The organism is uncultured Adlercreutzia sp., assembly GCF_958431955.1.
Classification (GTDB): Bacteria; Actinomycetota; Coriobacteriia; order Coriobacteriales; family Eggerthellaceae; genus Adlercreutzia.
Window position 1 is genome coordinate 98,448 of the sequence record NZ_CAUASN010000002.1, and the last position, 26,677, is coordinate 125,124.

19 protein-coding genes are annotated in these 26,677 nt (G+C 66.1%); 8 read left to right on the top strand and 11 right to left on the bottom strand.

Annotation, left to right across the window (positions count from 1 at the left end; genetic code table 11):
- Nucleotides 1-201: 201 nt before the first annotated feature.
- Both Q5064_RS01390 and Q5064_RS01395 read right to left on the bottom strand, forming a co-directional pair.
- Nucleotides 202-774: a 4Fe-4S dicluster domain-containing protein gene (locus Q5064_RS01390; RefSeq protein WP_302961634.1), complete on the bottom strand. Its 573-nt coding sequence runs from the start codon at nt 772-774 to the stop codon at nt 202-204.
- A 3-nt stretch (nt 775-777) separates the two neighbouring features.
- Nucleotides 778-3,147 (bottom strand): molybdopterin-dependent oxidoreductase, encoded by a 2,370-nt coding sequence (locus Q5064_RS01395; RefSeq protein ID WP_302961635.1) that lies wholly within the window; start codon nt 3,145-3,147, stop codon nt 778-780.
- A gap of 328 nt (nt 3,148-3,475) precedes the next feature.
- Here Q5064_RS01395 and Q5064_RS01400 point away from each other — a divergent pair, with 328 nt between their 5' ends.
- Entirely contained in the window at nt 3,476-5,224 is a 1,749-nt protein-coding gene (locus Q5064_RS01400) for a DUF3365 domain-containing protein (protein WP_302961636.1), read from the top strand.
- 45 nt (nt 5,225-5,269) lie between these two features.
- A complete protein-coding gene (locus Q5064_RS01405) occupies nt 5,270-5,974 on the top strand; it encodes a response regulator transcription factor (RefSeq protein WP_302961637.1) in 705 nt (234 codons plus the stop codon).
- A 31-nt stretch (nt 5,975-6,005) separates the two neighbouring features.
- Here the strand turns inward: Q5064_RS01405 and Q5064_RS01410 are convergent, their stop codons facing one another.
- The 5 genes from Q5064_RS01410 to Q5064_RS01430 form a co-directional block, all read right to left on the bottom strand.
- Nucleotides 6,006-6,890 carry a DmsC/YnfH family molybdoenzyme membrane anchor subunit gene (locus Q5064_RS01410; protein WP_302961639.1) on the bottom strand — a complete coding sequence of 295 codons (885 nt, stop codon included), beginning with the start codon at nt 6,888-6,890 and terminating at the stop codon, nt 6,006-6,008.
- A gap of 9 nt (nt 6,891-6,899) precedes the next feature.
- The gene (dmsD, locus tag Q5064_RS01415) at nt 6,900-7,580 is read right to left on the bottom strand and encodes a Tat proofreading chaperone DmsD (RefSeq protein ID WP_302961641.1); all 681 of its coding nucleotides are present in this window, start codon (nt 7,578-7,580) and stop codon (nt 6,900-6,902) included.
- Between the two features lie 9 nt (nt 7,581-7,589).
- Nucleotides 7,590-8,216, bottom strand: coding sequence for a DMSO/selenate family reductase complex B subunit (locus Q5064_RS01420; RefSeq protein WP_302961643.1), 627 nt, complete (start codon nt 8,214-8,216; stop codon nt 7,590-7,592).
- A 116-nt stretch (nt 8,217-8,332) separates the two neighbouring features.
- A complete protein-coding gene (locus Q5064_RS01425; protein WP_302961689.1) occupies nt 8,333-8,956 on the bottom strand; it encodes a DMSO/selenate family reductase complex B subunit in 624 nt (207 codons plus the stop codon).
- Between the two features lie 24 nt (nt 8,957-8,980).
- Nucleotides 8,981-11,413 (bottom strand): DMSO/selenate family reductase complex A subunit, encoded by a 2,433-nt coding sequence (locus Q5064_RS01430; protein ID WP_302961644.1) that lies wholly within the window; start codon nt 11,411-11,413, stop codon nt 8,981-8,983.
- Between the two features lie 271 nt (nt 11,414-11,684).
- On the opposite strand from Q5064_RS01430, the gene Q5064_RS01435 reads away from it, so the two are divergent.
- Nucleotides 11,685-13,388: a LuxR family transcriptional regulator gene (locus Q5064_RS01435; protein WP_302961645.1), complete on the top strand. Its 1,704-nt coding sequence runs from the start codon at nt 11,685-11,687 to the stop codon at nt 13,386-13,388.
- Nucleotides 13,389-13,466: 78 nt separating this feature from the next.
- Nucleotides 13,467-14,171, top strand: a complete 705-nt coding sequence (locus Q5064_RS01440) for a CPBP family intramembrane glutamic endopeptidase (protein ID WP_302961648.1) — start codon at nt 13,467-13,469, stop codon at nt 14,169-14,171.
- Between the two features lie 92 nt (nt 14,172-14,263).
- Here the strand turns inward: Q5064_RS01440 and Q5064_RS01445 are convergent, their stop codons facing one another.
- The 3 genes from Q5064_RS01445 to Q5064_RS01455 form a co-directional block, all read right to left on the bottom strand.
- On the bottom strand, nt 14,264-14,914 hold the full coding sequence (locus tag Q5064_RS01445; RefSeq protein WP_302961650.1) for a GSU2403 family nucleotidyltransferase fold protein: 651 nt from the start codon (nt 14,912-14,914) through the stop codon (nt 14,264-14,266).
- The gene (locus Q5064_RS01450; protein ID WP_302961652.1) at nt 14,904-15,227 is read right to left on the bottom strand and encodes a hypothetical protein; all 324 of its coding nucleotides are present in this window, start codon (nt 15,225-15,227) and stop codon (nt 14,904-14,906) included. The genes Q5064_RS01445 and Q5064_RS01450 overlap by 11 nt, the downstream gene beginning before the upstream one ends.
- A gap of 162 nt (nt 15,228-15,389) precedes the next feature.
- A complete protein-coding gene (locus Q5064_RS01455) occupies nt 15,390-17,120 on the bottom strand; it encodes an FAD-binding protein (protein ID WP_302961653.1) in 1,731 nt (576 codons plus the stop codon).
- Between the two features lie 235 nt (nt 17,121-17,355).
- On the opposite strand from Q5064_RS01455, the gene Q5064_RS01460 reads away from it, so the two are divergent.
- Nucleotides 17,356-18,891 (top strand): helix-turn-helix transcriptional regulator, encoded by a 1,536-nt coding sequence (locus Q5064_RS01460; protein ID WP_302961654.1) that lies wholly within the window; start codon nt 17,356-17,358, stop codon nt 18,889-18,891.
- 81 nt (nt 18,892-18,972) lie between these two features.
- Here Q5064_RS01460 and Q5064_RS01465 read toward each other — a convergent pair whose 3' ends face one another.
- Complete coding sequence (locus tag Q5064_RS01465; RefSeq protein WP_302961655.1) at nt 18,973-21,297, bottom strand: hypothetical protein; 2,325 nt, start codon at nt 21,295-21,297, stop codon at nt 18,973-18,975.
- A 303-nt stretch (nt 21,298-21,600) separates the two neighbouring features.
- Between Q5064_RS01465 and Q5064_RS01470 the strand changes: the two genes are divergently transcribed.
- The 3 genes from Q5064_RS01470 to Q5064_RS01480 all read left to right on the top strand — a co-directional run bounded on the left by Q5064_RS01470 (nt 21,601) and on the right by Q5064_RS01480 (nt 26,433).
- A complete protein-coding gene (locus Q5064_RS01470; RefSeq protein ID WP_302961656.1) occupies nt 21,601-23,157 on the top strand; it encodes a VWA-like domain-containing protein in 1,557 nt (518 codons plus the stop codon).
- Nucleotides 23,158-23,170: 13 nt separating this feature from the next.
- A complete protein-coding gene (locus Q5064_RS01475) occupies nt 23,171-24,694 on the top strand; it encodes an ATP-binding protein (RefSeq protein WP_302961657.1) in 1,524 nt (507 codons plus the stop codon).
- A 311-nt stretch (nt 24,695-25,005) separates the two neighbouring features.
- Nucleotides 25,006-26,433: a S1C family serine protease gene (locus Q5064_RS01480; protein WP_302961658.1), complete on the top strand. Its 1,428-nt coding sequence runs from the start codon at nt 25,006-25,008 to the stop codon at nt 26,431-26,433.
- The last annotated feature ends 244 nt before the right edge of the window (nt 26,434-26,677 follow it).

Genomic DNA, 26,677 nt, shown 5'->3' on the forward strand with positions numbered 1-26,677 from the left:
CTGGCAAACTCTTGAGCTGCGGGCACAGCGGCGTAAGCCCAGGAGCGCCGAGACGCGGGCAACAGCGCGAGCCCGAACCCTGGGGCACGGGCAACGAAAAAGCGCCCCGGGGCCGAAGGGCTCGGGGCGCTTTGCGGGAGGGCTCGTCGAGGGGCCGGCTAATCCGGTGCCGCCAGCCGGAGGCACTCAGACTCTCGAGCCTTAGGCCTTCTCGGCTGCGGCGGCAACGGCCGCGTCGTCGGGCTCCTCGGTCAGGGCCGCATCCACCGTGATGACGAAGTTCGGCTTGGTGCCCGCCGCCTCGTCGGACACGATGTCGGCCGCGTGGGTGCCGGCGAGGGCTTCCATCTCGTCGAGCGCCAAGTTCGCGCCGGGGCACGCCGCCACGCAGGCCGGCATCTCGCCGCGCTGGCGCCGGTCGTAGCAGCCGTCGCACTTGAAGGTGGTGCTCGTCTCCTCATCGTAGCACGGCGCGCCGTAGGGGCAGGCGCTCACGCAGGTCTGGCAGCCGATGCACTTCCCGTGATCCTGCACCACGGTGCCGTCCTCGGCCTTCACGTAGGCGCCCACCGGGCACATCTCCATGCAGGCCGGCTCCTCGCAGTGGTTGCAGGCCATGGAGATGAAGGAGAACGCCTTCGGCTCGTCCTGGCGGATCGCGGTCACCTCGCGCAGCAGCACGCCGTTACCCAGCTGCTTCTCGCTCTTGCAGGCAATGGAGCAGGTCTTGCATCCGTAGCAGTTCTTGTTGTTCATCCAGAAACCGATGGCCATGGTTTACGCCTCCTTCTTCACGTCGACGAGGGTCTGGTTGCAGCAGTGGGTGCCACCGAGGGTCTTCCACTTGTCGTTGGTCACATGGCTGGAAGAGCCGCCCTGCTGCTCCCACCAGCCGTTCTGCAGGCCTATCACGCCCTGCTTGATGAGGCCGTTCACGCGGGCCACGCCACGGTGCTCACCGCGGTCGTTGAACACCACCACCGCATCGCCGTCGGCAATGCCGCGGGCCGCCGCGTCGTCGGTGTGCATGAGGATATGGGGCTCGGTGTCGCACACCTCGTCCATCCAGGGCAGCGCATGGAAGGTGGAATGCACGCCGCGATAGGTCTTCTGCTGCACGCTGAACAGCGGGTACTTCTGAGCCAGCTCGTTGTCGTTGCGGGCGTCCTCCTCGGAGCGGGCGTAGGTGGCGATGGGGTCGAAGCCCTCCTCCTTCCAGGCACCCACCCAGAACTCGGCCTTCTTGGAGGGGGTGAGGAACTCGCCGTCCTTGTAGGGGATGTAGTCGGGACCCACCACGTCGACGGCCTTCTTCTCCTTCAATTCTTCAAGCGTGACGCCTGTCGGCTCGATAACGTTGGAGATGAGCGTGTCCATGGGCACGTCGAAGGCCTCACCGAAGCCGTAGCGGCGGGCCAGCTCGGTGAAGATCTCCAGGTCGCTCTTCGACTCGCCGGGGCCGTCCACGGCCTTCTCCACGAGCTGCACCCAGTGGGAGCGGGCGTTGGCCAGCACACCTTCCATCTCGAACATGCCGGTGCAGGGCAGCACCAGATCGGAGTAGAGGGCGGTGGAGGTGAGATAGTGCTCCACCGTGACGACGAAGGGGATCTTCTTCAGGGCCTCGCGCACCATGTTGGTGTTGGGCCACTGGGTCATGGGGCTGCCGGTCATGGACCACAGTACGTTCACCTTGAGCGGATCCTCGGCCAACACGGCCTCGCCGAACTTGAAGCGCGGGATAGCCGGCACCTTATGATCGAGCTCGGGCACGGGAATGGGGGCGCCGGTCTTCACCTCGTTCATGCCGCCGGCATCAGACACGCCGTCGCCGATGTGGCCCACCTGGCCGCAGAAGGCCGCCAGGTACGCGCCCACGGCCGTGGCGTAGGTGCCGTTCTCGGTACGCATGAAGCCGCCCATGTTCTGGATGATCATGGCGTGCTCGGCGCCGGCGTACTCGCGGGCGATGCGCTCGATGTCGGCCGCCGGCACGCCGCATTCGGCCTCGGCCGCCGCCGTCGTCCACGGGGCCGCGTTGGCCGCGATGAGTTCGAACTCGGTGTTGTACTGCTCGGCCTGGGGCGTGCCCTCGAGCGTGAGGGCCACCGTGATGCCGGTGGTATCGTGGCGCACCACCTCGCCGCTGGTCGTGTCGAGCACAGCGAAGGATGCCGGATCTTCCGCATCCAAAAGCACCGGCGCGCCAGCCGCCTTGTCCACCAGGCAAGGGGCACAGGTATGCGCGAGCAGGAACTCCTCGTCGTAGAGCTTCTCGCTGATGATGGTGTTCAGCATGGCGAGGCCGAGGGCCGCGTCGGTGCCCGGCCACGGGGCGATATGATCGGTGGCCTTCGCCGCCGACTCGGTGTAGATGGGGTCGATCACCACGAGCTTGCCACCGTTTTCCACCACCTTCTCGAAGCGCTGGAAATAGCCCTGCTTCGAGATGGCCGGGTTGTTGCCCCAGATGATGCAATAGGTGGAGTTCTCGATCTGGTTGCGCGTGTCCAGGAAGCGCTGGCCATAGATGGGCGTGATGGCCGCCGTGGTGCCGGCGCAGCAGAGGCTGCCCACCGTAGTGGACGCGCCGCCCAAATGGGCGAAGAAGGCCGTGGCCACCGGGCCGTGCATGGCGCCGAAGTTGCCGGAGCCGGTCACGTAGCAGATGGACTCCACGCCGTCGGAGGCGATGGCGTCGTCGAACTTCTCCTGGATGAGGTCGAAGGCCTCATCCCAGGTGATCTCCTTGAACTTCCCCGTTCCCTTGTCGCCGTCGCGCAGAAGCGGCACGGTGAGACGCTCGGGGTCGTTGGTCATGTAGGCGCGAGCGATGCCGCGGGCGCAGGCGGCGCAGTCGTTCAGCTCGGAGGACTCCACCTTCACGAGCTTGCCGTCCTTCACGTAGCCCTTCAGATTGTGGTGCTGGCACTCGGGCGGGCAGGTGGAATAGAACACCTGCGCGTCGGCGAAGGGATCCTCGCCGGTCACGGGCAGCCCCTCCTCGGCTGCGGGCGCGCCGCCCTCGCCCTCGCCGGCCGGCGCGCAGCCGGCCAGGCCCGCTACGGCGGCGGTGGCCGCGGCGGCGCCCACGAAGGCGCGGCGGCTGATCTTGGGATCGCGTGCGCATTCGACGTTCTTCGTCATAGAACTCTCCTCCCTCATATACGGTTCTCCTCCGCGAGCCGCGCCGCATCCGGTCGCATTGCCGGTCGGCGCCCGGGGCGGCCCTCCTCGGCCGAAACCCCGCTCGCTGCCATGTATTCTGCCGCCGCCCCCGTGCCATTGCAATGGCGCTCCGTGGAACTTTTCATTAAGAATTCGGGGCAAATATTAAAAAAGAATTACCTTCCCGCTCGACGATGCCCAAAGGGGCTGTCATCGGGCATAATAGAGAGGTTGACGACGAGGGGGAGCCATGTCGGACGCACCAGGCAAACGATCGATTCGCTTTGGCATACGCTTTAAGATCGCCGTGTCCATCGGCATTATCATGGTGGCGCTCATGGGCGTCGACATCGCGTGGAACCTCTCGCTGCAAACCGCCCAAGCCGAGAACGAGGCCCGCGAGAAGGCCGAGGTGCTCGCCGCCGAGATGCGCGCCGCATGGGACTTCGTCGACATGAACCAGAACGTCATCAACCGTGCCGAGGACGGCAGCTTCCGCACGAAGCACCTCGTGTGCGTGGTGGCGGCGAAGTCCATCTCCATGCTGTTCACCACCGAGACCGACTACTCCATCCGCTTCACAAACGATACCCCGCGTCAGGCCGCCAACGCACCCGACGCCTTCGAGCAGGAAGCGCTCGACGCATTCAACGCCGATGCCGCCCTTGCCTCGTTCTATCGCGTGGAGGAGGCCGCCGACGGGACGCGGGTGTTCCGCTACACCGAACCGCTCTACGTAACCGAGTCGTGCCTGGAATGCCACGGCGACCCGGCAGGCGAACCCGACCAGTACGGGTACGCCAAGGAGGGCATGGAGGTGGGCCAGGTGGGCGGCGCCATGTCCATTACCGAACCCATGGACATCTACGGCGACGGCATCCGCTCCAGCGTGGCGCAGCAGGTGATCATGGTGCTGTTCGTGATGGTAGCCGCCTTCGCTGCCGTGTACGCGGTAACGAGCCGGCTCGTGCTGCGCCCCCTCGACGAGCTGCGCCGTGCGGCGAAATCGGTGGGCGAGGGCGATTTCAGCTACCTGGCGCCGACCGGAAAGGCCGCCGCAGCAGACGGCGCAGCAGCGCTCGGCACAAGCCCCGCGGGCCGCATCGCGCCATCGGTCCGGCGCACATGGGGCGGCCCCGACGAGCTGACCGAGTTGTCGGGCGAGTTCGACCGCATGGCCCGCGACCTGCAGGCCCTCTACGAGGATCTGGAGGGTCAGGTGCGCAGCAAGACCGACGATCTCATGCTACTCAACGATCTGCTGAACTACCAGAAGCGCGAGCTGAAATGCGCCCTCGACCGACTTGGGGAGGAGGTGGCCTACAAAAACGAGTTCTTCGCCATCGTGAGCCACGAGCTGCGCACGCCGCTCACCTCCATCCTGGCCTACGCGCGCATTCTGAACGACGATGCGAGCCTCGCGCCCAAGACCCGCGACGCCGTGGCCGAGATAGAGTCGAACGCCACGCTGCTCTTGAACATGGTGAACAACATCCTCGTCATATCGAAGCACGCCGCGCAGAAAGACGAGCTGGTGCCCGAGCCGGTGGACTTCGTCGATGTGGCGCAATTCGTGAAGAAGGCGCTCGACCCCATCGCCGCCGGCAAGGACGTGGCGCTTACGTGCACGGTGGCCCCCGACGTGCCGCTGTCCATGGCCGATTGGGAGAAGCTGCGCCGCGTGCTGGAGAACCTCGTGGACAACGCCGTCAAATACACCCATCGCGACGGCTTCGTGAAGCTGGCCATCTCCTTCGATGCCGACGGCTTCATCGAGCGGCAGGGCGACTGCGAGCACGGCGTCATCGTCATGCGGGTCAGCGACGACGGCATGGGCATCGCGTCCGACGAGGTGGACGAGATTTTCGACCTGTACAAGCAGGCAGGGCAGTCGGCCAACCGCCGTTACCGGGGCACGGGACTCGGGCTGGCGGTGGTGCGCGACCTCACCGAGCTGCACGGGGGCGCCGTCTCCGTGGAGAGCCGCGTGAAGGAGGGTAGCACCTTCACCGTGCGCATTCCCGCCGTTCCCGTGCCGGAAGAGGACGAGGAGTAGCGCGCTGTGCCCCGAGAAAGGCGAATGGAAGAGGAGAGGAGACCCATGGCAGCGAAGATTCTGCTTGTCGATGACGAGCCGCGCATCGAGCGGCTCGTGCGCGATATGGTGCAGGATGCGGGACTCGCGTTTGCCTACGCTGAGAACGGTGCGGAGGCCCTGGCGGTCGTAGCCCGCGAGGCGCCCGACCTCATCATCATGGATGTGATGATGCCGAAGATGGACGGCTTCGCCGCCTGCCGCGAGCTGCGCGCCCGCGGGGTAACGGTGCCGGTGATCTTCCTGTCGGCCAAAGGCGACATCGTGGACAAGGGCGTCGGATTCGCAGCAGGCGGGGACGACTACATGGTGAAGCCCTTCGACCCGCGAGAGCTGATGATGCACATCGAGGCGCACCTGCGTCGCGCCGCCATGCGTCCGACCAGTGGCGCGCCTGCGACGGGCATCATCGCTGTGGGAAGCCTGGAGCTCGACATGGCCCAGCACCGCGCCAGCCTGAGCGGCCAGCATGTGGCACTCACACCCAAGGAATTCAAGATCCTGGCCACCCTGGCATCGAGCCCTGGCACCGTGTTTTCTCGCGAGCAGCTGGTGGAGGCGGCATGGGGCCCGGAGTTCGTGGGCGAGACCAGCTCGATCACCGTGTTCATCAAGAAGCTGCGGGCGAAGATCGAGGACGATCCCACCGAGCCGCGCATCATCGAGACCGTCTGGGGCATCGGCTACCGGCTCGACCCGGAGGCGTGCTAGGCGGCCAGGACGGGATAGTGCAGCTTCCGCGCTATACTCCCAGGCCGACGGTGAGGTGGGTCATGTAGAAGACGAAGCGCATGACGAAGATGCCGGCGAGTGCGAGTAGGGCGCCGGCGGAGAGGCCCACGACACGGCGGGGCTCTGCGGCAACGGCGGGCGCGGCGGCCGCTTCGCCAGCCGCGCGCCACGACAGCGCAATGCCGCACGCGCCCAACAAGATGAAGGCCGCCACGAAGGCCGGGTAGGCTGGCACGAGCTGCTCGACGGTCGCAAGCTCGTTGGCCAACGGTTGCAGCCATGCGCCCAGCACGGCGTACACCACCGTATTCGCCACGAGCGCTCCAGCGGCCAGGCCGCACAGCGCGGTGCGTGATGCGGGCCATTGGGCCAGCGCGAAACCCACAAGCGCGATGAGCGGGCCTCCTACGAGAGCGTTCAGCCCGAGGCTCACCGGCACGAGGGGTAAGCTCCACGTGACGATGGTGTCCACATGATAGGCGAAGGCCACAGCCGCGACGAAGGCGACGATGGCAACGTCGATGGCCGCGAGCAGCCCGCGCTGCAGCCCCGTGCGCGGCCGCTCGGCAAACGAGTACAGCCAGTAGATGCCCGCCAGCGCCAAAAACGCCACCGCACATCCCACCTCGGTGGAAAGTGGGCTGCGGCCCACCCCGGTGAACACATAGAGCGCATTCGAGGGGTTGCCCAGATGCGTTGCCGAGGCCACGAGCCCCACCATGGCAATGACCAGCGGCAGGCACGTCAGCTGGTTCAGGCGGCGCGCCGCATCTCCGGTCGCCCGGCCGAGCAGCACCGGCAGGCTCATGAGGAGGTAGGCCACCGCACCCGAAGGGGCAAGGGTGGTGAACAGCACCAGGGTAATCTCGCTGAAGGCGGTGGAGAAGCCGGTCACAGAGCGCCCCTAGCGGTAGAAACGCGGCACGCTCACCGTCAGCTCGCGCGCTTCCTGCATACCGAGCAGCGTCGCCCGAGTCAGACGGGCAAGGCCTTCGTAGAAGGGATGCTCGGCCGCTTCGGCGAGCGCTTCCAAGTAATGGGGCGCCCAGGTGAGCAGGTGGTCGCGCAGGTACTCGTCGGCCAGTTCGGGGCGCTCGGCGGCGAGGAAGGCCAGCAGCGCCAGCATGAGGCCGATGTGGTCTTCCGGCGTGCGCTCGTCGCCGAGGCGCTGGATGCCCCGAGCGCGCATCCAGGCCCGCAGCGCCAGGGTGCTCTCGCCGAAGATGACGCAGTCGTGGTCGGTGTAGACCGAGCCCCAGGGCGGCGCGGGAAGATGGCCTGGCCCCACGAACAGACGGCGGTACTCCCAGACCAGATCGTCATGGTCGGCGCCTGCGGCCAAACCGGCGCGCATGAGCCCAAGGGCCTCACGCGCCTCGGCCTCGCAGGCGAAGGGCCACTCGGCTGCGGCGGCGTCCACATCCAGGTCGGCCAGGGCGGCGAAGGCATCGGGGGCCTCGCCGGTGCGCGGATCGTTCAGGAAGAACGGAGCCAGGGCCGCACCCGCGAAGGCGATGGCCTCCTCGGTGGCAGGATCGGCAGCTGGCCTCGTTGTCGCAGAAGCGGCATCAGCACAGTAGGTCATGACAGACTCCTATACAATTTCCCGCGCGTTCAGCACACGGCCTTCGGCGCGCACTCGCTCGGGGTCATTCTTGAAGACGCGCGGCGGCGACACCACCAGATTCGGCGCCGTAGCCGTCGCAGCCGGCAGCGGCGGCACATCGGCTACCGTGCCCCACGCGGCCCGCAGCTCATCCACCGGCCCGAAATCGAGCGCACGCAGGGGGCACGCTTCCACGCAGACGGGGGCAGCCCCCGCTTCCACGCGCTCGGCGCAGCCGTCGCACTTCGCCGAGCGACCCGCCACGCGGTCGACCTTCGGGGCGCGGTAGGGACACGACAGTGCGCAGTAACCGCAGCCGATGCAGCGGTCGGCATCCACCCGCACAAGCCCGCGCTCGTCCTTGTGCATGGCACCGGTAGGGCACACGCGCACGCAGGCGGGGTTCCCGCAGTGGTTGCAGGCTACCGACAGATGATAGGCGAAGGTATCGTGGGAGACGGTGCCGTCGGCCGCCCGGCGCCAGGTGCCGCCGCCGTACTCGTACACCTGGCGAAACGCGATGTCAGACGGCAGGTCGTGGAAGTCCTTGCAGGCCAGTATGCAGGTCTTGCAGCCCGTGCACCGGGTGCCGTTGAAATGGAATCCGTACTGCATGGCCGCCTCCCTTCCGCATTCCCCTCGACCACTGTGAGCGGCACCTCACCTCGGCATACTACCACGGAGGGCGGCCTTGCGACCACCCTCCCCTCCGCCAGTATTCTGGCGAAACGCTACATGATTTCGCGTGGGTTCAGCACGGCCCCGGTCGCGTCGCCTGCTGGCTTGGCCGCCGCCGGCGGCGTGATCACCAAGTTGGGGCTCGTCTCGCTCGCAGCCGGCAACGGGGCCAGCTCGGACACGTCGCCGTAGGCGGCCCGCAGCTCATCGATTTCGCCGAAGTCTAGTGCGCGCAGGGGGCAGGCCTCCACGCACACCGGCTTCTCGCCGGCGGCCACCTTGTCAGCGCACATATTGCACTTCACGCTCTTCATGGCCTCGGTATCAACCTTGGGCGCGCCGTAGGGGCACGCGTTCGCGCAGGTGCCGCAGCCAATGCACTTCTCGGGGTCGCTTCGCACCTCTCCGGTGTCGGCGTCTTTCTCGATGGCGCCTTGGGGGCAGTTCGCCATGCACACGGGCATGTCGCAATGGTTGCAGGCCACCGACACGCTATAGGCGAAGGTGTCGTTCGTCCAGCAGCCGTCGTCGCCCTTCGTCCACGTGCCGCCGCCGTACTCGTACACGTTGCGGAAATTAATGGACTCGGACAGATCGTTTTTGTCCTTGCAGGCCAGCACGCAGGTCTTGCAGCCGGTGCAGCGCGTGCCGTTGAAATAGAATCCGTAGGTCATAATAGCTCTCCTCCGTTCACAACGCGCTTAGGCGCGGGCCACTTCGACGAGGTTGGTATGCTGCGGGTTGGCCTTCGCGTAAGGCGACGGGCGGTGGGACGTCAGCGTGTTGATGCAGCCGCCGCGGTCCACTTTGTCACCGCTCATATCGGCGTCGTGCCATGCGCCCTGGCCCATGGCCACCGTGCCCGGGATGATGCGCGGAGTCACCTTCACGACAATCTCCACGGTGCCGCGATCGTTGGTCACGCGCACCGTGTCGCCATCGGCGATGGAGCGCTCCTCGGCATCGAGCGGGTTCATCCACAGTTCCTGCGGGTTTGCCGCCTTCAGCACCTCAATGCAGCCGTAGGAGGAATGGGTGCGGCCCTTGAAATGGAAGCCCGTCAACTGCAGCGGGTACTTCTCGGCCAGCGGATCGGCGTAGCCCTCCACCTCGGGGCAGTACACCGGCAGCGGATGGATGAGATCGCCTTCGGCCAGCTCCCAGTCGGCCACGGTGTCCATGAGGGCCTGGGAGTAGATCTCGATCTTACCCGACGGCGTCTCCAGCGGGTTGGCCTCGGGGTCGTCGCGGAAGTCCTTGAAGGCCACGTGCTCGCCCTCCGGGCACTGCTTCTTATAGATATGCTGCTCCATCATTTCGTCGAAGGTGGGAGCGTCCGGATCGTCGGGAAGGGCCTGCTCCTCGTAGATGCGACGCAGCCAGCCCATCTCGTCGAGCCCTTCAGTGAAGGCATCCTTCTGGCCGAGCCGGTCGGCCACATCGGTGAGCACCGAGTACAGCGTGCGCCGCTCGAACTTCGGGGAGGTGATGGCGTCGCCGGCGATGTAGTAGGCCATATTGCCGGCGTACTCGCTCTGGATGATGTTAGGCTGCTCTACCGCCATAAGGTCGGGCAGCAGGATGTCGGCGTACTTCGCGGAGTCGGTCATGAACGTGTCCCACAGCACGATGAACTCGCACTTCGACTCGTCGGAGAGCACCTCGTGGGCGTGGTTGATGTCGCCATGCTGGTTGGTCATGCAGTTTCCGGCGTAGTTCCAGATCATCTTGATGGGCACCGAGAGTTTGTCGGCACCGCGCACGCCGTCGCGCACGGCTGTCATCTGCTCGCCGTGGTCGACCGCATCAGTCCAGGTGAACGAGGCGATGGACACTTCCACCGGATTGTCCTCGGCCGGCACGCCGAACCAGGCGGGCATGTAGTAGCCGTCCAGATCGCTGCCGGTGTTACCACCGTTGATGCCCACGTTGCCCGTCAGCACCGCGAGCATGCAGATGGCACGGGCCGTCTGCTCTCCGTTGCCGCGACGCTGGGGGCCTTTTCCCTGGTAGATGGCGCAGGGCTTGGCCGTGGCAATCTCACGTGCGAGCTCCTCGATGGTGGCGGCGGGCACGAGCGTGATGGAGGCGGCCCATTCGGGCGTCTTGGGCGTGGCATCGACGCCCTTGCCGGTGATGTAGTCCACATAGGAGGCACCCGTGCCGCGCAGCTCCTCGGGCATGGTAGCGTCGTCGTAGCCGATGCAGTAGGTGCTCAGGAAGTCGTGATCCACCAAATCCTCGGTGATCATCACGTAGGCGCAGGCGTCCACGAGTGCCGCATCGGTACCGGGGCGAATGGCGATCCACTGGTCGGCGTGGACGGCGGCCGTATCGGTGTAGCGCGGATCGATGACGATCACCTTCGCGCCCGACTTCTCCAGGCCCTGCATGTAGTGATAGGTGGGGCCGCCACCAGACATCTTCGTCTCGCAGCTGTTGTCGCCGAAGAGCACCACCAGCTTGGAGTTGGCCACATCCGAATTGCCGTTGGCCGCGCGCCCGCCGTAGAGGAAGGGCAGCGCCTGGGAGATCTGGGCAGAGCTGTAGGAGCCGTAGCGCCCGAGGCAGCCGCCGTTCATGTTCACCAGGCGGTTGAGGAAGCCGCCGATGTTGCCGGCGTTCACCCCCGACGCATACTGCACATACACCGATTCGGGGCCGTAGGTGCCTAGGATGCGCTGATACTCGCTGGCAATGGTGTCGATGGCCTCGTCCCAGCTGATCTCCTCGAACTTGCCCTCGCCGCGCTTGCCCACGCGCTTCATGGGCGTGTTCAGGCGGTCGGGATGGTTGAGCCAACGGCGAATGGAGCGTCCGCGCTGGCAGGCGCGCAGCTGGTGGTCGCCGTACTCGTCGTTGCCGGTGTTGTCGGTTTCCACCCACTTCACCTCGTCGTCCACCACGTGGAAGCGCAGCGCGCAGCGGGTCTCGCAGTTCACCGAGCAATGACCCCAGCAGATCTTCTCCTCGGCCGGGGCGGTGTCGGCCAGTTCGGCATCGGCGCCGGTGTCGGCGGCAGGCGCGCAACCGAACAGACCGGCCGTGCCGACGGCGGCAGCGCCGAGGCCAGCGAGCGCCGAGCCTTTCATGAACGTGCGACGGGACAACGAAAGCTCCTTCGTATTCGTCATGGTCCCTCCCTCTCTTCTCTCGAAACAGTATGGAGCATTCCGGCAACGCCCGACAGAGCGTCGGCGGAACGGTCGGCGGGGGTCTCCTCGGCCTCGCCGACGGGCTGCATCATAGCCCGCTGTGGGCGGAAAGCGTGTCACATACTCCGTGTGAATTTCGCGTTATGCCTGTTCATAGCCTTGGGATGCGTCACCTGTTTCCCCGCTCTGCAAAGCGCGCGACCACGCAGGGCGCTATACTAAGCAGAGACGAAAAGGGAGGGGGAATCCTGTGAGGGCATCGGCATTGCTCAGCCTGCTGCGGCCGAATACGGCCTCGCTCGGCTATGGGCTGTTCCTGGCCATCAACGCCGCCAGCGTGTGGGGCGGCGTGTTCCCGTTCCTGCCGCTCTCTTTCCAAACCCCCGAGGTGATGCTGTGGTTCTTCGGCGCCGAGTCGCTGGCCTTTACCCTCACCTTCCTAGCCAGCGCCGCCGGCACCTATTTCTTCCCCGCCGAGACACGGCACTTCATGGTGAAGGCCGTGGCGGTGCCCTACATGGGTGGCTGGTGCCTGCTCATCGGCGCCATGTACGCGCGCGGCATCGCGGTGCCTCTGGCGGGCGCGGGAGGAGCGCTGCTCGGCGTGGGGTCGGCCGGCTTCTACATGCTGTGGCAGCGGCTGTTCGCCAGCCAGGATGCGCGCGAGGGCATGGGCAATCTCATCGCCGGCACGGCCTGGGCGGCGGTGCTGTACTTCGCGCTGTACCTCATTCCCGTGGCGGTGACGGCCTACCTCATTCCCTGCGTGTTCCTGCCGCTGTTCGGCCTGGCCGTGGTGTTGAAGAGCCGTACCATCGACCGCGACCAGCCCATGTTCCAGGACGCGCCGCGCGAGCACCCGCGCACCTACCGCCACGTGCTGTCCACCATCTGGCGCACCGCGCTCAGCCTCGGTACCCTGGGGTTCTGCACCGGCGTCATGCGGTCGCTGGCCGTGGGAGACCCGGCCGTGGGCACCGTCGTGAACGCGCTTTCCATGGCGGCCTCGTGCGCGGCAGCCGTGGCGCTGCTCGCCGTGTGGTCCCGTAAGAGCCTGCGCATCAACGTGGCCACAAGCTATCGGCTGTTCTTCCCCGTGGTGACCACGGCGTTTCTGCTGCTGCCGCTGCTGGGGCCGGGATACGCCGGCGCTCTGGCGGCGGGTCTGTACGCGCTGTGGTCGGTGGCCATCATGCTCATGATGATCCAGTGCGCCCAGGTGTCGCGCGACGGCGGCATCAACCCGGTGTTCATCTACGGCGCCTTCGGCGGCATCATGTACGGCCTGCACGACGTGGGCTTCATCGGCGGCCGCCTCATCGAGTCGCTGCCGTGGGGCGATTTGCCGCTCGGGGGGTTGTCACCGCTCGCCCTCATCACCATCGGGGCGCTGTATCTGCTGGGCATCATGTACTTCGTCGGCCAGGGAGGCTTCCGCCGCGCCCTGGCCACAGGTGCTCCCGACGAGATCGAGCTTTTGGCGCTGCGTCGACGCGAGGAACGCGGAGCGGCGGCGAGCTGCCGGACGGGCACACGAGAAGAGGCCGAGCTGGGGAAGGCAGCGGTCGAGGGCGAGGCGAACTGCGTTCAGGAGACGGAGGAGAGGGGCCGCACGCCCCGCGAGAGCCGCCTGCGCCTCGGAACAGGCGAGCCCCTCCGCAGAGAGGGCGCCGCCCCATCCCGCGACGCACACGAGGCAGAGGCCGCCACCTACCGCGATCGCTTCTCGAAGCAGATAGCAGCGGTGCGCGAGAGCTTCGGGCTGTCGGCGCGCGAGGCCGAGGTGGCCGAACTCATCGCCCGCGGCAACACCGTGGCCCACATCGCCGAGCTGCTGTTCGTGTCGGAGAACACCGTGCGCACCCATTCCAAGCGCATTTACGTGAAGCTCGGCATCCACAAGCGCCAGGAGCTCATCGAGCTCGTGGAGAGCTTCGACCCCGAGAGCCGGTAGACCGCCGTTTCGCGACGGGGCATGACGCGCGGGCGGAACGCGGGGGACAGGCGCAGCTGCGCTTGCTACCATGGGGCCATGACGGAAAGGGCAAACATACCGGAAAAGACGCTGCAAGCGCAGCGGCGCTACCTTGTGATGGCGTCGGCCTGCGTGGTGCTCGCCGCGCTGGCGGCCGCGGTGCTAGTGCTGCCCGAGCTGCCCGTGGCCGACGCGGGTGGCGCGGGCGGCGCAGCGGCAGCGGGGATGACGGCCAGCGACGCACTCGGGGCTGGGGCGGCTGGCGCACTCGGGGTCGCCGCCTGCCCGCAGTGGCTCTACCTCGTGGGAACCTGCGTGCTCGTGGCCGTGGTGGAAGAGCTCGTCTTCCGTGGCCTGCTCTTGCGCGCGGTGCGGCGCGCATGTGGCCCCAAGGCCACCATCGTCGTGACGGCCGCCGTGTTCGCCGCCTTGCACGGGCTGCCCATCGGCATCGAGGGCGCCCCGGCCGCCGAGGTGGTCGCCGCGTCGCTTGCCCTGAAGTTTTTGGAGGCCCTCGCCTTCGGCATCGTGCTGGCCGCCCTACTCTTCCGGGGCGGCACGCTACCCCTCGTCATCGCGCTGCACGCGGTATTCGACATCATCTACTTTGCCGGCCCCGTGCTCATCGGCGGCGACTTCCCCGCCACCTACGTGGCCACCACCCCCGCCGGCTTCGCCTCCCTGGCCGCAGCAACCCTCATCCTGGCCATCCCCGCCGTCCGCGCCCTTCGCTTCCCCACAAGCAGCTTGAAGCTGGATTAGCGGTCGCCCCAAGGGAGAGTGCGCAATCCACCGTGTTCGACATGCTCATGTCCAGCCCTACCCGCCTTGGGCTAATCCCAAACTCAAACCAGCTACGGAAGCTCCAACATGTTCTCGCTTGCGGTTTTGCGAATTCGCTGTTGCCTCTCCTGCGAAAGCGACCCAATATATGTTCGCAACGCTTCGAGCTCAGACGGCTTCCCCTGAAGGTAAGCCAGGAGAAGCCGTACCGCCTCAATATCCTTCGGCCTCTTAGATGCAGGTCTCCTATCTTTATTGATATAGAGCTTGTGACAAAGATAGGAGGCGGGAGTGGGCACTTTTATGTCATAGCCCTTCGCCGCAACGAACATGGGCCTCAACATATCCATGTTAGCAAGCTTCTCGGCAACCACCTCGGTGTTTGGAATTCTTGCGAGGCCCGGCCCCGATCCAAGCTGGCTCGTCAGGAATTCTACCTCGATACCTTCCTTGTAAAACGCCCGCAAACAGCCGCCCTCGGTCGGGGCAAGAAAGCCCGCCTGCTCCATTTCAGCCCCCAGGCATTCACTGCCATCGACCTCAAAGTAGGGGTTGCCATAAAGAACATCGATGTCGTGGGATTTTAAGTTCGGAAGATAGTCATCGTCAAAGTAAAATGTGTAGAGGTATTCCGCCCAGCTGCCGACGATCATTACATAGGGCAGCAAGTGGGCAGCTTTCAGGGTGCGCACCAAATCCCAGAATATGTCTTCATGCCTCACGATTCCTCCCCAGCGCCTTCTCGATAAAAGCATGCTCACGCTTCAACCGCCTGAGAACAGCCTCTAGCGATCTCCGGCGTTCCACCTTACGGCGAAGCTCATCGCCCACTTTGCCCTCGGAGCCCACATATTCGGTAACCACCTTATCGCCGTCACGAAACTTCAGGTAGCAGTAGGGGCGCCCCCGGCGCATCTTCACCGCGACGCTGCCCCGGGGAAGCGCTGCGATCTCGCGGGCGTAAGCAGACTGAGACCGCTCGTTTCTCGCCAATTCCTCAGCAAGGGTATCCCTTATGATATTTGTCTCGCTCATGTCGTGAATGTTGCCCCACAAAAGTTCGATTGTCAATAGCTTGTGGGGCAACACTTGTACACACAACGCCCTTCCATCAAAAAAGCCCGCGCCTTGGGTGTGGCGCGGGCCTGGGAGCGGCGGGGCTCAGGGGAGGGAGAGCGCCCCGCCTTCGAGAGGCGCTTAGGCTTCCTTGCCGCCGAGCACCTGACCGATGGTGTAGCCCATCAGGCAGTTGCGGGTATGCGAGAGGCAGTTCAGATTGTGCGGGTAGGTGTTGTAGAACATGCCGCCCGACACAATACCGGCCGCGAACAGGCCCTCGATGGGCTGGCGATCGCGATCGAGCACGCGGCAGGCCGTGTCCACCAGCAGGCCGCCCGCGGTGCACAAGCCGTCGGCATACTCCTTGGTGGCGTAGAACGGCGGCGTGTCGATGGTCATCATCATCTCGCCGGGGAAGTTGAAGTCCTCGTCCTTGCCGGCGGCGGCCATCTCGTTCCAGCGGTTGATAGTGGCCACGAACTCGTCAGCGGGAACCTCCATGAGCTCGGCCAACTCCTCCAGCGTGTCGGCCTTCAGGGCGTTCTCGCTCGTGGCGGCGCCGACCCACACCTCCTTGGGACCGTAGCACGACGAGCTCGGCGTCCAGATCTTATCGATCTTCTCGCCGATGGCGCTATCGACCACGTAGAAGTCGTAGGTGCCGGGCTGGGCCTGAATGGCCATGGCCAGATGCCCGTAGGGCTCGTACTCGGGCGTGAAGCGGCGGCCGAGCTTGTTCACGCGCAGGTAGGGCATAAGCTGCTCGGGGTCGAGCATGATCGGCTGCGGGAACTCGTCCTCGGCGGCGCCCACGGCCACGCCCATCTGCAGGCCGTCGCCGGTGTTGCCGAACGCGCCCGTGAGCCACGCCCCCGGCACGCCGCGCGGACGGCAGCGCTCCTTGAGCATCTGCTGGTTGAACTCGTAGCCGCCCGTGGCGAGCACCACGCCCTTGGCGCAGTTGTACTGCTCGTAGCCGCCCTCGCCCTTCACGATAACGCCCGTCACCTTGCCGGCGTCGTCGGTCACCAGCTGGCAAGCCGGCGTGTTGAAGCGGATCTCCACCCCGGCCTCGGTCAGAATGCCCGCTAGAATGTCGGCCAGCTCGCCCGGCGGGTACGGCAGATTCAGCGACGTGTTCCACGAGCGCGACAGGGAGGTCTTGTCCCACTCGTCGCGGAAGTCGGGGAAGTCGCCGGCGGCGAAGGTGAGCGGGTAATCGTCCAGGTTCTGGTTGTCGAAGTGGCTGATGTACCAGTCCACCGCCTCGCCGTTCTTCTCCAGGAAGTGCTTGAACAGCGTCATGTCGCCCTGGAAGGCGTTGTCGATCATGGCGTCGGCGATCCACGCATCGGTGTCGTAGGTCATGCCCCAGTGCTCGTGCAGCTTGGAGTTGGTGCCGCCGATAGTGGCGGAGTTGTAGTTGCCGCGGTTCTGCTTCTCCACGGCCACCACCTTCAACCCCTGCTCGGCGCAGGAGAGCGCCGCCGCGTCGCCCGCGGGGCCCAGGCCGCACACCACCACGTCCACATCGTGGGTAGCGGTGATCTCGTCAGCCGCGATGGGCTCGGCCACGAAGGCGATCTCGCCCTCGCCTGCCGATCCCACTTCCACTTCCTCTACCACAGGCCACACGGCCTTCGAGGGGTCGGTGGTCTGCATGGCGCCGGTGGCGGCCATGGCATCGCCGGCTGCGGCTCCCGCCGCATCGCCCGCGGCCTCGCCCGATGCCTGCGGCGCGCAACCGGAAAGCCCGGCCACGGCAGCAGCGCCGGCGGCCAGGGCGGCGCCCGACAGGAAGCCGCGGCGGCTCACACCGCGCCGGGCTTCCGACAGATTGGCTTGCGTCGTGTTCTTCTCGTTTTCCATAGGTACTCCCTCCAATGACTCAGGGTCCCCCGGCAACCGCATCGGCCGGGCCGCGGTCTCTCAAACGCGTGGACCTCATGAGCCGCAAGTGTGGCATCCGCTGCGGGAAATCGCATCTTCCGAAACGGGAGATTTTTGCATTCCCGCTGTTCAGAAGCACTGTATTACTGCAAGTTCCTCCCCTCTTTACCTCATTAGTGCGATAGGATGTTCCCGTGCAAGCAAGGGAGGAAGCATGGCGGGATCAAGCGAGAGGGCGCAGGGCCAGCGGCCAGCGGAGCCGTCGGCAAAGCCAAAAGCGCATCGGGCGAAGAGGACGCGGCGGGGATCGGCCCTCGAGGCCATTGCAGGATCGGGCGCGCTGTGGGCCTGGGGCTTTCTATGCTATCTCAGCCCCGTGCTCATCTCCGTCCCCGATGCGTCGTCGAGCGTCGGCCTCGAATACGGCTATTTCGCATCCCAAGCCGCCGTCATTGTCACCGCGCTCTCCCTGGTCGTGGGATCTCGGCGGCGCATGGTGGCCCTGGGGCCGGCAGCTCTTATCATCGCCGCGGTCGTCATGGGGGCGGCGACCATCGCGCTTCCCTGGCTGCTGGCCCGGCATATGCTGGCGCTCGTTATTCTGGTTGGCGTGGTCACCGGCGTGGCGGGCACGCTGTGTGGCGCCGCCTGGGGCGCCCGCTACTCCCTCGATTTCCGCGACGCTCCGGGCGTCATCATCTTGTCGTTCCTCTTCGCCTACGTGCTCTACCTAGTTGTTTCCCATGTGGAAGCGGGCCCTGCCGCAGTGATTGCTGTCGCCGCGCTGCCCGTTGTCTCCATGGGGCTGCGAACCGACGAGGCCGCTCGGCGCCACCATATGTCGTCCGACGTCTTCCCCTCGAAAACGACGATCGCCCCCGATGCGATGCCCGGCGAGATCATCGCCGGGAGCTGGGAGGCACGCCTACTCCCCTGGAAGTCGATGGCCCCCATCATCCTCGCCGCGCTCATCGGCAACTTCATTTCCTCCGCTATTATGGGCACCACCTACGAGCAGGCCGCCAGCCTGTTCGCCGGCGGCGTGGCCGTCTGCTTCATCATCGCCGTGCTGGCGCTGGTACCCTTCACGCTCGAGAAGCACGGTTTCTCGGCGCTGAGCCTCTATCGCACAACCGTTACCTTCGCCGTGGCGGGACTGCTGATCATCCTCGCGCTGGGTGGCGCGGGCATTCCCATGGGAGGCGCGCTCGTGCAGGGGTGCGCCATGTTCCTGCAGGTGCTCGTGTATGTGCTCGTCACGCGAAGCACCCAGCGCGAGGGCCTGGCGCCGCTGCTCTCGTTCAGCGTGGGCCAGGGGCTCATCTCGGCGGTGGTGCTGGCGGGCAACATTCTGGGCAAGCAGTTCTACTACCTCGTCGGCGGGGCGCTCGCGCCTTTCGAGATTGCCTGCGCCGTCGGCGTGCTTTTGCTGTTCTGCGTGGTGGTGAATACGAAAGCGAGCGCCGTCTCGGACGATCTTGCGGTAGCGGAGGCGCCGGACGCGCCTGACCGCCAGACACCACCTCCCAGTGAGGAGGAGCGCGCCGCCGTCTTCTCGGAGCGCTTCAAGCTGACCAAACGCGAGGCCGAGGTGCTGGAATACCTGGTGCGCGGTCGGAGCCTCCCCTATATCGCCGATGCGCTGTTCGTCACCACCGGCACGGTGAAAACCCACGTCAAGCACATCTACCGCAAATGCGCCGTCAGCACCCGCCAGGAACTGCTCGACCTGTTCGAGCGCGAAGTCTAGCAAGTCGAGCGCCCGCACCTCTCTCCATCCGCGCAGCCGCGCCCCTTCGCCTTGTGCACAAAGCCGCGACCCCAAGTCCCCTTACAGTGCGAAGCGGTCGCGGGCGCGCTTCGGGGCAGCAGCGCGCACGGCCTCGGCGCGGTCGTGCTGCCAGTTCATGAGGAAGAGCACGCAGTCGGTGCGGTTGCTCGCCCGCAAGCGCTCGATCTGGCGGTCGAACAGCTGCGCGTCATCGAGGAAGCCCGCCTCGGCCAGGGCGCGCACGCAGGAGATATCGCCCTCGCGAGCCACAGCGGCCACCGCATCGGCCGCGCGCTCACGCAGGACGTCCACGATGCGGGCACGCATCTCAGGCGCCAAGTGGAAGGGCGCCGCCACGCGATGCAGCAGCGCGCCCAGGTGATAGGGCAAGCCGCGGCCGGCTATGAGCTGGCTGTCGTAGCGCTCGAAGTCGAAGGGGACGCCGTCGATGGCCGTTTCCGTAAAGCAGCTGAGCAGCTGGTCAGAGGTGATGTGCACCACCGCATCGGCCGCCGCCAGACGCACCACCGCGTACTCGAAGCTGCCCTCGCCGATGCTCGTGACGTTGGCGGGAATAAGCACGGGGCCTGCGAGGCTGCGCGAGCAGAAGCAGTGGGCGCCGATGGAGCGCAGACCCTCGGGCAGCATGAGCTTGCGCGTGCCCTTGCAGGCATTGCCGTCGCCGATGGCGCGCACCGTGTCGGGAACAGCGAGCGTGGCCGGCGCCGTGATGAGAGCCCGCTCGGCAATGGTCGTCAGCGGAAGGCCGCCCACCTCGCGGGGCAGCGCCAAGCGATCGGTCACCGGCACCGGGGCCACCATGGCCGCTGCGGCCTCGGCGGCAATCTCGCGGGGCGAGAGGGTGGCCTCGTCGTGAGCCCGAGCGTGAGCCGCCGACGAGAAGCGCCGCGACACCGAGTCGGGCGCAGGAGGTCCGGCCACGAGCCGCGCCTCGCCATCGGCGAAGTCGTACCAGCAGTCGTCCTGCTCGAGGGCGCTGAAATCGGTCACACGGCCACCGCAGCGCTGCACGATGCGGGCTAGGGCGGCTGGGGCGCTGCCTCGCCAGATGGTCTCGGGATGCACGGTTCCGTCCACACGCTCCAAGGTGTCGGGCGCATCCAGCACCCGTGGTGGAGGACAGCCCTTGGCGAAAGCCGCGGGGCCCACCACGCGCACGCCCTGGGGGATAGCAAGGCGCTCCTCGTAGGGAGCTCCCGCGAACAGCAGCCGCCAGGAGCCGTCAGCATCCTGGCCGGGGGCGCCAGTGCCCTGGCCGGCGGCGCCAGACTGCGCGCCCGGCGCGCTCGCGGGCACCTCGCCCATCTTCTCCAGCAGGCAGCCATCCTGCACGGCAAAGCGCTCGTTGGCCGCACTCGCTAGGTATTGGCGGCACCTCAGGCGCGGGTTGGGCAACGCCATATCCAGCGGCGCCGGATCGTAGGTGCGCACCCCCGCACCAAGATAGACCGCCTCGGCGCATACCGACCCGAATGCCTGGGCACCCACCACCTCTACCGTGTCGGGCACCACCAACAGGCGCACCCGCGCGCCACTCGTGTAGCGTCGGGCGAAAGCCTCCGAGGCAATGCGCTTCACCGGTACGCCATCAACGGAAGACGGCACTACGACCACCAGATTGTCGGCCGGCAGCCCATGCTCGGCCAACACGCTCAGGTGCATCGCCGACACCGCGAAGCCGTCGCCATCACGACGCACCGTCAGCGGCACGTTGGTGGCGAAGTGCCTCAGTGCCTCTTCCGCCAGCTCTTCCGCCGGCCCTTCCGCCAACTCCTTTGTCGGCCCTTCCACCAACCCGTACGCTCGCTCGCCCGTTGTTTCACGCGACTTTGTAAGTGTTTCACGGCAGGTATTCGAATGCGAAAGATCATTATCGAGTGTTTCACGGCATTCTGATGTTTCACACAAGGCCGTATCGGACGCAGCCGACGCAACCTCGTTCCGCGATTGCCCAGGGTTCCACCGCGGCGTCTGACCCAACGTCCACAGCTCATGGGGCGTCAGCGCGCGGACGGCCTCGCGTTCCGCGGCCTTTCCTTCCGCTGCCGCCGGCCCTTCCCCGTGTACGGCGTCCCCGATGAGAGCCATGCGCTCCTCATCGGTTATGCCCATGCCCAGCGCCCCCACAATGCGCAAGTCGCCGTCGGTGCCGGCAAGTTCATCGGTTTCGTCGAGCGCCGCATCGTGGACCCAGGGCTTATAGGGCGCCAGCTGCGGCCGCCAGTTCTCGCCCTCGATGGGATGCCCCGGCTCCTCGATAGACACATCGCTTAAGGCCAAGTGCAGGGGATTTTCTTGCATTTGCGCAATAAGATCGATTGCCGGAGTTATCTCGTCGCGAAAGACCAGCGTGTTCGCGTTCATGGTTTTGCGCACCTTCCCAATTTGGGGGCATTCGGGATGTTTACCCCGCGTGCGCCCCATGCTACACTACGCCGCAAGACGGCACAACGGCAAAGCCGATTTGCTTTTCTGGCCAAAAAGCACCTCGAGTGCGCTCTTTTTAGCCAGAAAGAGGTCTCCTGAGGGCGGAAATCGTCACCTTGGCAAATAATTTTAACGATTATCGTTTATTATTTCTTTCAAGTACAGCGATTCCAGCTCACTCGAGGCTGTTTTTGGCCAGAAAAGCAAATCGGCTTTGACTGCCAATCGGAGAGGGGCATCGTGGCACAGGTCGCGAGAAACACCGGCGATGTGGAAGCGCTCGCGCTCGAGGCGCTCGACCTCGTGCGCAACGGCCTGCTCGTGAACCTGCGCTTCATGAGCGCGGCCTTCGCCCGTCTGACTCCCCTGCCCCAGCCCGGCGCCACGCTCGCCACCGACGGCGCTCACCTGCGCCTCGACCCTGCCACCTGGGCGCGCACCTACGCCGCTGACCCGGCCGAGGCGAGCCGCGCCTACCTGCACGTGGTTCTCCACAACGTGTTCCTGCACCTGTACCCCGGCGCGAACGTGGACGCCGACCTGTGGGATATCGCCTGCGACATGGTAGTGGAGTCGGTCATCGACCAGCTGGATCTGCCCGCCACCCGCACGGCCCAGGCCGTCGCCTCACGTCCCGAGCTGGAGCGCATCGCCGCCGAGGCCGGCCTTATGACCGCCGAGCGCGTGTACGCCGCCCTGCGCGAGCGGCGTGCGGCCGGTGCCTCGCCTGAGGAGCTCGCCCGCCTGGGCGCTCGCTTTCACGTGGACGACCACCGCCCGTGGCACGCCGTCGTCATCGCCGAGGGCGATAGCAGCCCCGCCTCCGAAGGCGACGCCGCCGAGGGCGAGGGGCAGCGCAGCGCCGCCGCCGGCGCGGCCGACACCCCCGGCACCGACATGGACATCCCCGACGAGGCCGACGACGTCCCCTACTCCCACAAGGCCCACCGCGCCATGGATTCCGCCGACATCACCCAGAAGGAGGCGCCCGAGCACGCCGCCCGGGCCATCGGCGAGCGCTTCGCCGACACCGTGCAACTGGATCGCTCCCGCGAGCAGTGGGAGAACGCCGCCCTGGAAATGGGCATCCAGCTGGACGCCTATACGAAGCTGTGGGGCATAGAGGGATCGAATCTGTCCATGAACCTGCGCAAAGTGACCCGCGAGAAGCACGACTACCGCGCCTTCTTGCGGAAATTCGCGCGCATGGGCGAGCAGATCCGCGTGAACGACGACGAGTTCGACTATGTGTTCTACACCTACGGGCTCTCGCTTTACGGCAACCTGCCGCTCGTGGAGCCAGTGGAATTCGCCGAGGAGAAGCGCATCCGCGACTTCGTCATCGCCATCGACACCTCGGCCTCCACCAAAGACGGCCTCGTGCGGAAATTCATCGAGCGCACCTATTCCATCCTCGCCGACGAGACGAGCTTCTTCTCGCAGATGAACGTGCTCATCGTGCAGTGCGACGCGGCGGTGACCGACGTGGCCCGCATCACCAGCCTGCGTGACTTGGAAGACTACCTGGCCAACCCCGTCGTGAAGGGGCTCGGCGGCACCGACTTCCGCCCCGTGTTCCACTTCGTGGACGAAGCGCTGGCCGCCGGCGAGCTGAACGACTTGGGCGGACTCATCTACTTCACTGACGGTCAGGGCACTTACCCCGCGCACCGTCCGACCTACGAGACCGCCTTCGTCTTCCTGGACTCCGACGACGCCGCAGCGAGCGCACCCGTGCCCCCGTGGGCCATGAAAGTAGTGCTGGACGACACCTTCGTATTGGAAGAGGAATACTAGAACAGGAGCCCCCATGAACATTCGGGAAGCGAAACAGCAGATCAGAAACGCCATGGTGGCCTACTTCACCAAAGACGAGTTCGGCAACTACCTGCTGCCGGCCGAGCGGCAGCGCCCGGTGTTCCTGCTCGGCGCGCCGGGCATCGGTAAGACGGCCATCATGGAGCAGATCGCCCAGGAGCTGGAAGTGGGGCTGGTGTCCTACTCCATGACGCACCACACGCGCCAGAGCGCGCTCGGCCTGCCCTTCATCGCCACGAAAACCTACGGCGGCGAGGACTACCAGGTGTCCGAGTACACCATGAGCGAGATCATCGCATCGGTGTACGAGGCCATGGAATCCACGGGGCGCACCGAGGGCATCCTGTTTCTGGACGAGATCAACTGCGTGTCCGAGACGCTCACACCGGCCATGCTGCAGTTTCTGCAGTACAAGGTGTTCGGGCGCCACGCCGTGCCCGCGGGCTGGATCGTGGTGACGGCCGGCAATCCGCCCGAGTACAACCGCACGGCGCGCGACTTCGACATCGCCACGTGGGACCGCCTCAAACGCATCGAGGTGGAGCCCGACTACGACGTGTGGCGCGAGTTCGCCGTGGCCAGCGCCGTGCACCCGGCCATCATCACCTACCTGGATATCGAGCGCAGCCACTTCTACGCCGTGGAAGCCACCCCCGACGGCGCCTCGTTTGTGACGGCCCGCGGCTGGGACGACCTGTCGGCCATGATCAAGCTCTACGAGCGCCAGGGGCTCGCGGTAGACGAGCTGCTGGTGGAGCAGTATGTGCAGAACGGCGACATTGCGAAGCGATTCGCCATGTACTACGACCTGTTCACGAAGTATCGCTCCGACTACCAGATCGACCGTATCCTGGACGGCAGCGCCGATGCAGCCCTGGCCGAGCGGGCCCGGCGGGCGCCCTTCGACGAGCGCGTGGCTGTCATGGGGCTTGTGGTAGACGCCACGGTGGACGTGCTGCGCCAGGCGGTGTTGGAAGAGAAGGCGGCCGCATTCACCCACGGCGTGCTGGCCGACCTGAAGGAGCGGCTGGCGGCGGAAGGCATCGCCGAGGACGCGGACATATCGGAGCTTCTGCGCGCCACGAGCGCCGAGCTGGCCCGCACCCGCGACACCGAACGGGCCGCGAGCCTTCTGTCCGAGGAGCGCTACCGCTCCTTCGAGCGGGCCATCGGACTTCTGGACGAGGTAGTGCGCACCGGGGCCGAGCTGCCCGGGGGCGCCACGTTCAACCTGGCGCGCGAGCGCTTCAACGAGCGGCTCGACGAGCTGGACGCCTCGGTGGACGCGGCCTCGGCGACGCTCGACCACGTGTTCAAGTTCGTGGAAGAGGCCTTCGGCGAGGGCCAGGAGATGCTCATGCTCGTGACCGACCTGTCGGTGAGCCGCGCGGGCATGGCCTTCATCAACGACCACGGCTGCGAGCGCTACTTCGCCCACAACCAGAACCTCCAGTTCTACGAGCGCGGCAGCGACCTGGCCGCCCGCATCGACCGCATCACCTTGGAAGAGGAGTAGGGGGCGGCCGAGGCGAGCGACCGAAAGCGAAGAGGCGACGGGCCGCTACTGGCGGAGACGAAGGGGCGCCGCTGGCAGAGGCCTCGGAGCACGCCACCGCCCACCATTCCCACCGTTTCCAACAAAACTTCCTTGCAGCGGCCTGTCCCTTCTTTGGGACAGGCCGCTTCGTCATACCCGGGGTGTACTCCACCTGATGTATCTGCGTGTCGGGAGCGTGATAAGGGGTTGCCGTCGCGGAAAAGGCATGCTGGCGCGTGCTAGAGTTCGCCCCAGCACAAGACGACCCCCTCGACACAAGGAGATCACCTATGACGAACTTCAACGGACTCAACGAGCGCGGCAACACCCCTTCCCTGCGCGGCAACCATGCCCGCCCCGCCGACGAGATTGCCGCCCAGCCCTTCGACATCGACGGCTCGGTGGCCGCTTCCATGGCCGCGAACGTGCCCGGCGCCAAGAAGGCCCGCAGCCGCACCTTCCTCACCGGCTTCGCCGGCGCTGCCATGGCCTGCATGCTGGCTTTGGGCATCAACGGCGCGATCATCGACCCCGCGACCGCCGAGGCCGCCGGCGCCAACGCGCCTATCACCCAGACCGCCCTGGCCACGAACGGCGACGCCACCCTGGCGGAGGTCGTGGCGGCCAAGTGCCTGCCGTCGGTGGTGTTCGTGGAGACCTACGCCGAAGCGGGCGGCCAGACGCAGGCCATGGGCACTGGCTCGGGCGTGGTGCTGTCCGAGGACGGCTACCTCATCACGAACAACCACGTGGTGGACGGCGGCTCCGCCTTCAAGGTGACCATCGCCGGCACCACCTACGATGCCGAGCTTGTGGGCACCGATCCGTCCTCGGACGTGGCCGTGCTGAAGGCCAAGGACGCGAGCGGCCTCACTCCCATGGAGATCGGCGACTCCGACAACCTGAACGTCGGCGAGTGGGTCATGACGCTTGGCGCCCCCTTCGGACTCGAGCAGTCGGTGGCCACGGGCATCGTGAGCGCCACGAGCCGTTCCCAGATTATGGACGCGAGCGAGTCGACCCAGGCCGGCGGCTCGGGCGAGGTGACCATCTACCCGAACATGATCCAGACCGACGCGGCCATCAACCCCGGCAACTCCGGCGGTGCCATGGTTGACTCCGACGGCAAGCTCATCGGCATCAACACGCTCATCACCTCGTACTCGGGCAACTACTCCGGCGTGGGCTTCGCCATTCCCGCGAACTACGCAGTGAACCTCGCGAACCAGATCATCGCCGGCGAGACGCCCACCCACGCCCAGCTCGGCGTGAGCCTGTCCACGGTGAACGACCAGATGGCGGGTAGCTTCGGTCTGGCCTCCGAGAGCGGCGCCTATGTGGCCGCCGTGTCCGAGGGCTCCGGCGCTGCGGCGGCGGGCCTGACCGAGGGTGACATCATCACGGCTCTCGACGGCGAGAGCGTGGAAGGCGCTTCCGACCTCATGCTGGCCGTGCGCGGCAAGAACCCCGGCGACACGGTGACCCTCACGGTGAACCGCAACGGCCAGGAGCAGGAGATCCAGGTGACCCTGGGCGACGACGCCGCCAGCCAGAAGGCCGCCGAGGCCCAGAAGCAGCAGGAGCAGCAGATGCCCGAGAACGGCTACGACTACGGTTACGGCTACGGCCAGGACGGCGGCAACGCCTATGGCTACGGCGACCAGTACGGCCAGGACGGCCGCGGCCTGAACCTGGACGACCTCTTCGGCCAGCGCTAAGTCGCAGCGCGAAACATGCCGCGGGTTCCGCACCTGCGATCCATCACCAAGCGGGGCGCGCTTCGGGAGGGAAGCGCGCCCCGTGTTGCATGTGTCCGCCCGGCAGAGCGCCCGTGCGTTATGAGAAGAAAACGACGGTTTTCGTAGCTTTTTCGCTTGAAAAGAGGTCGTCTAAAGAACGTGATCAGGCAAAACGCCGCCCTCTTGCCTACGAATACTACGAAATCCGTCGTTTTCTTCTCAA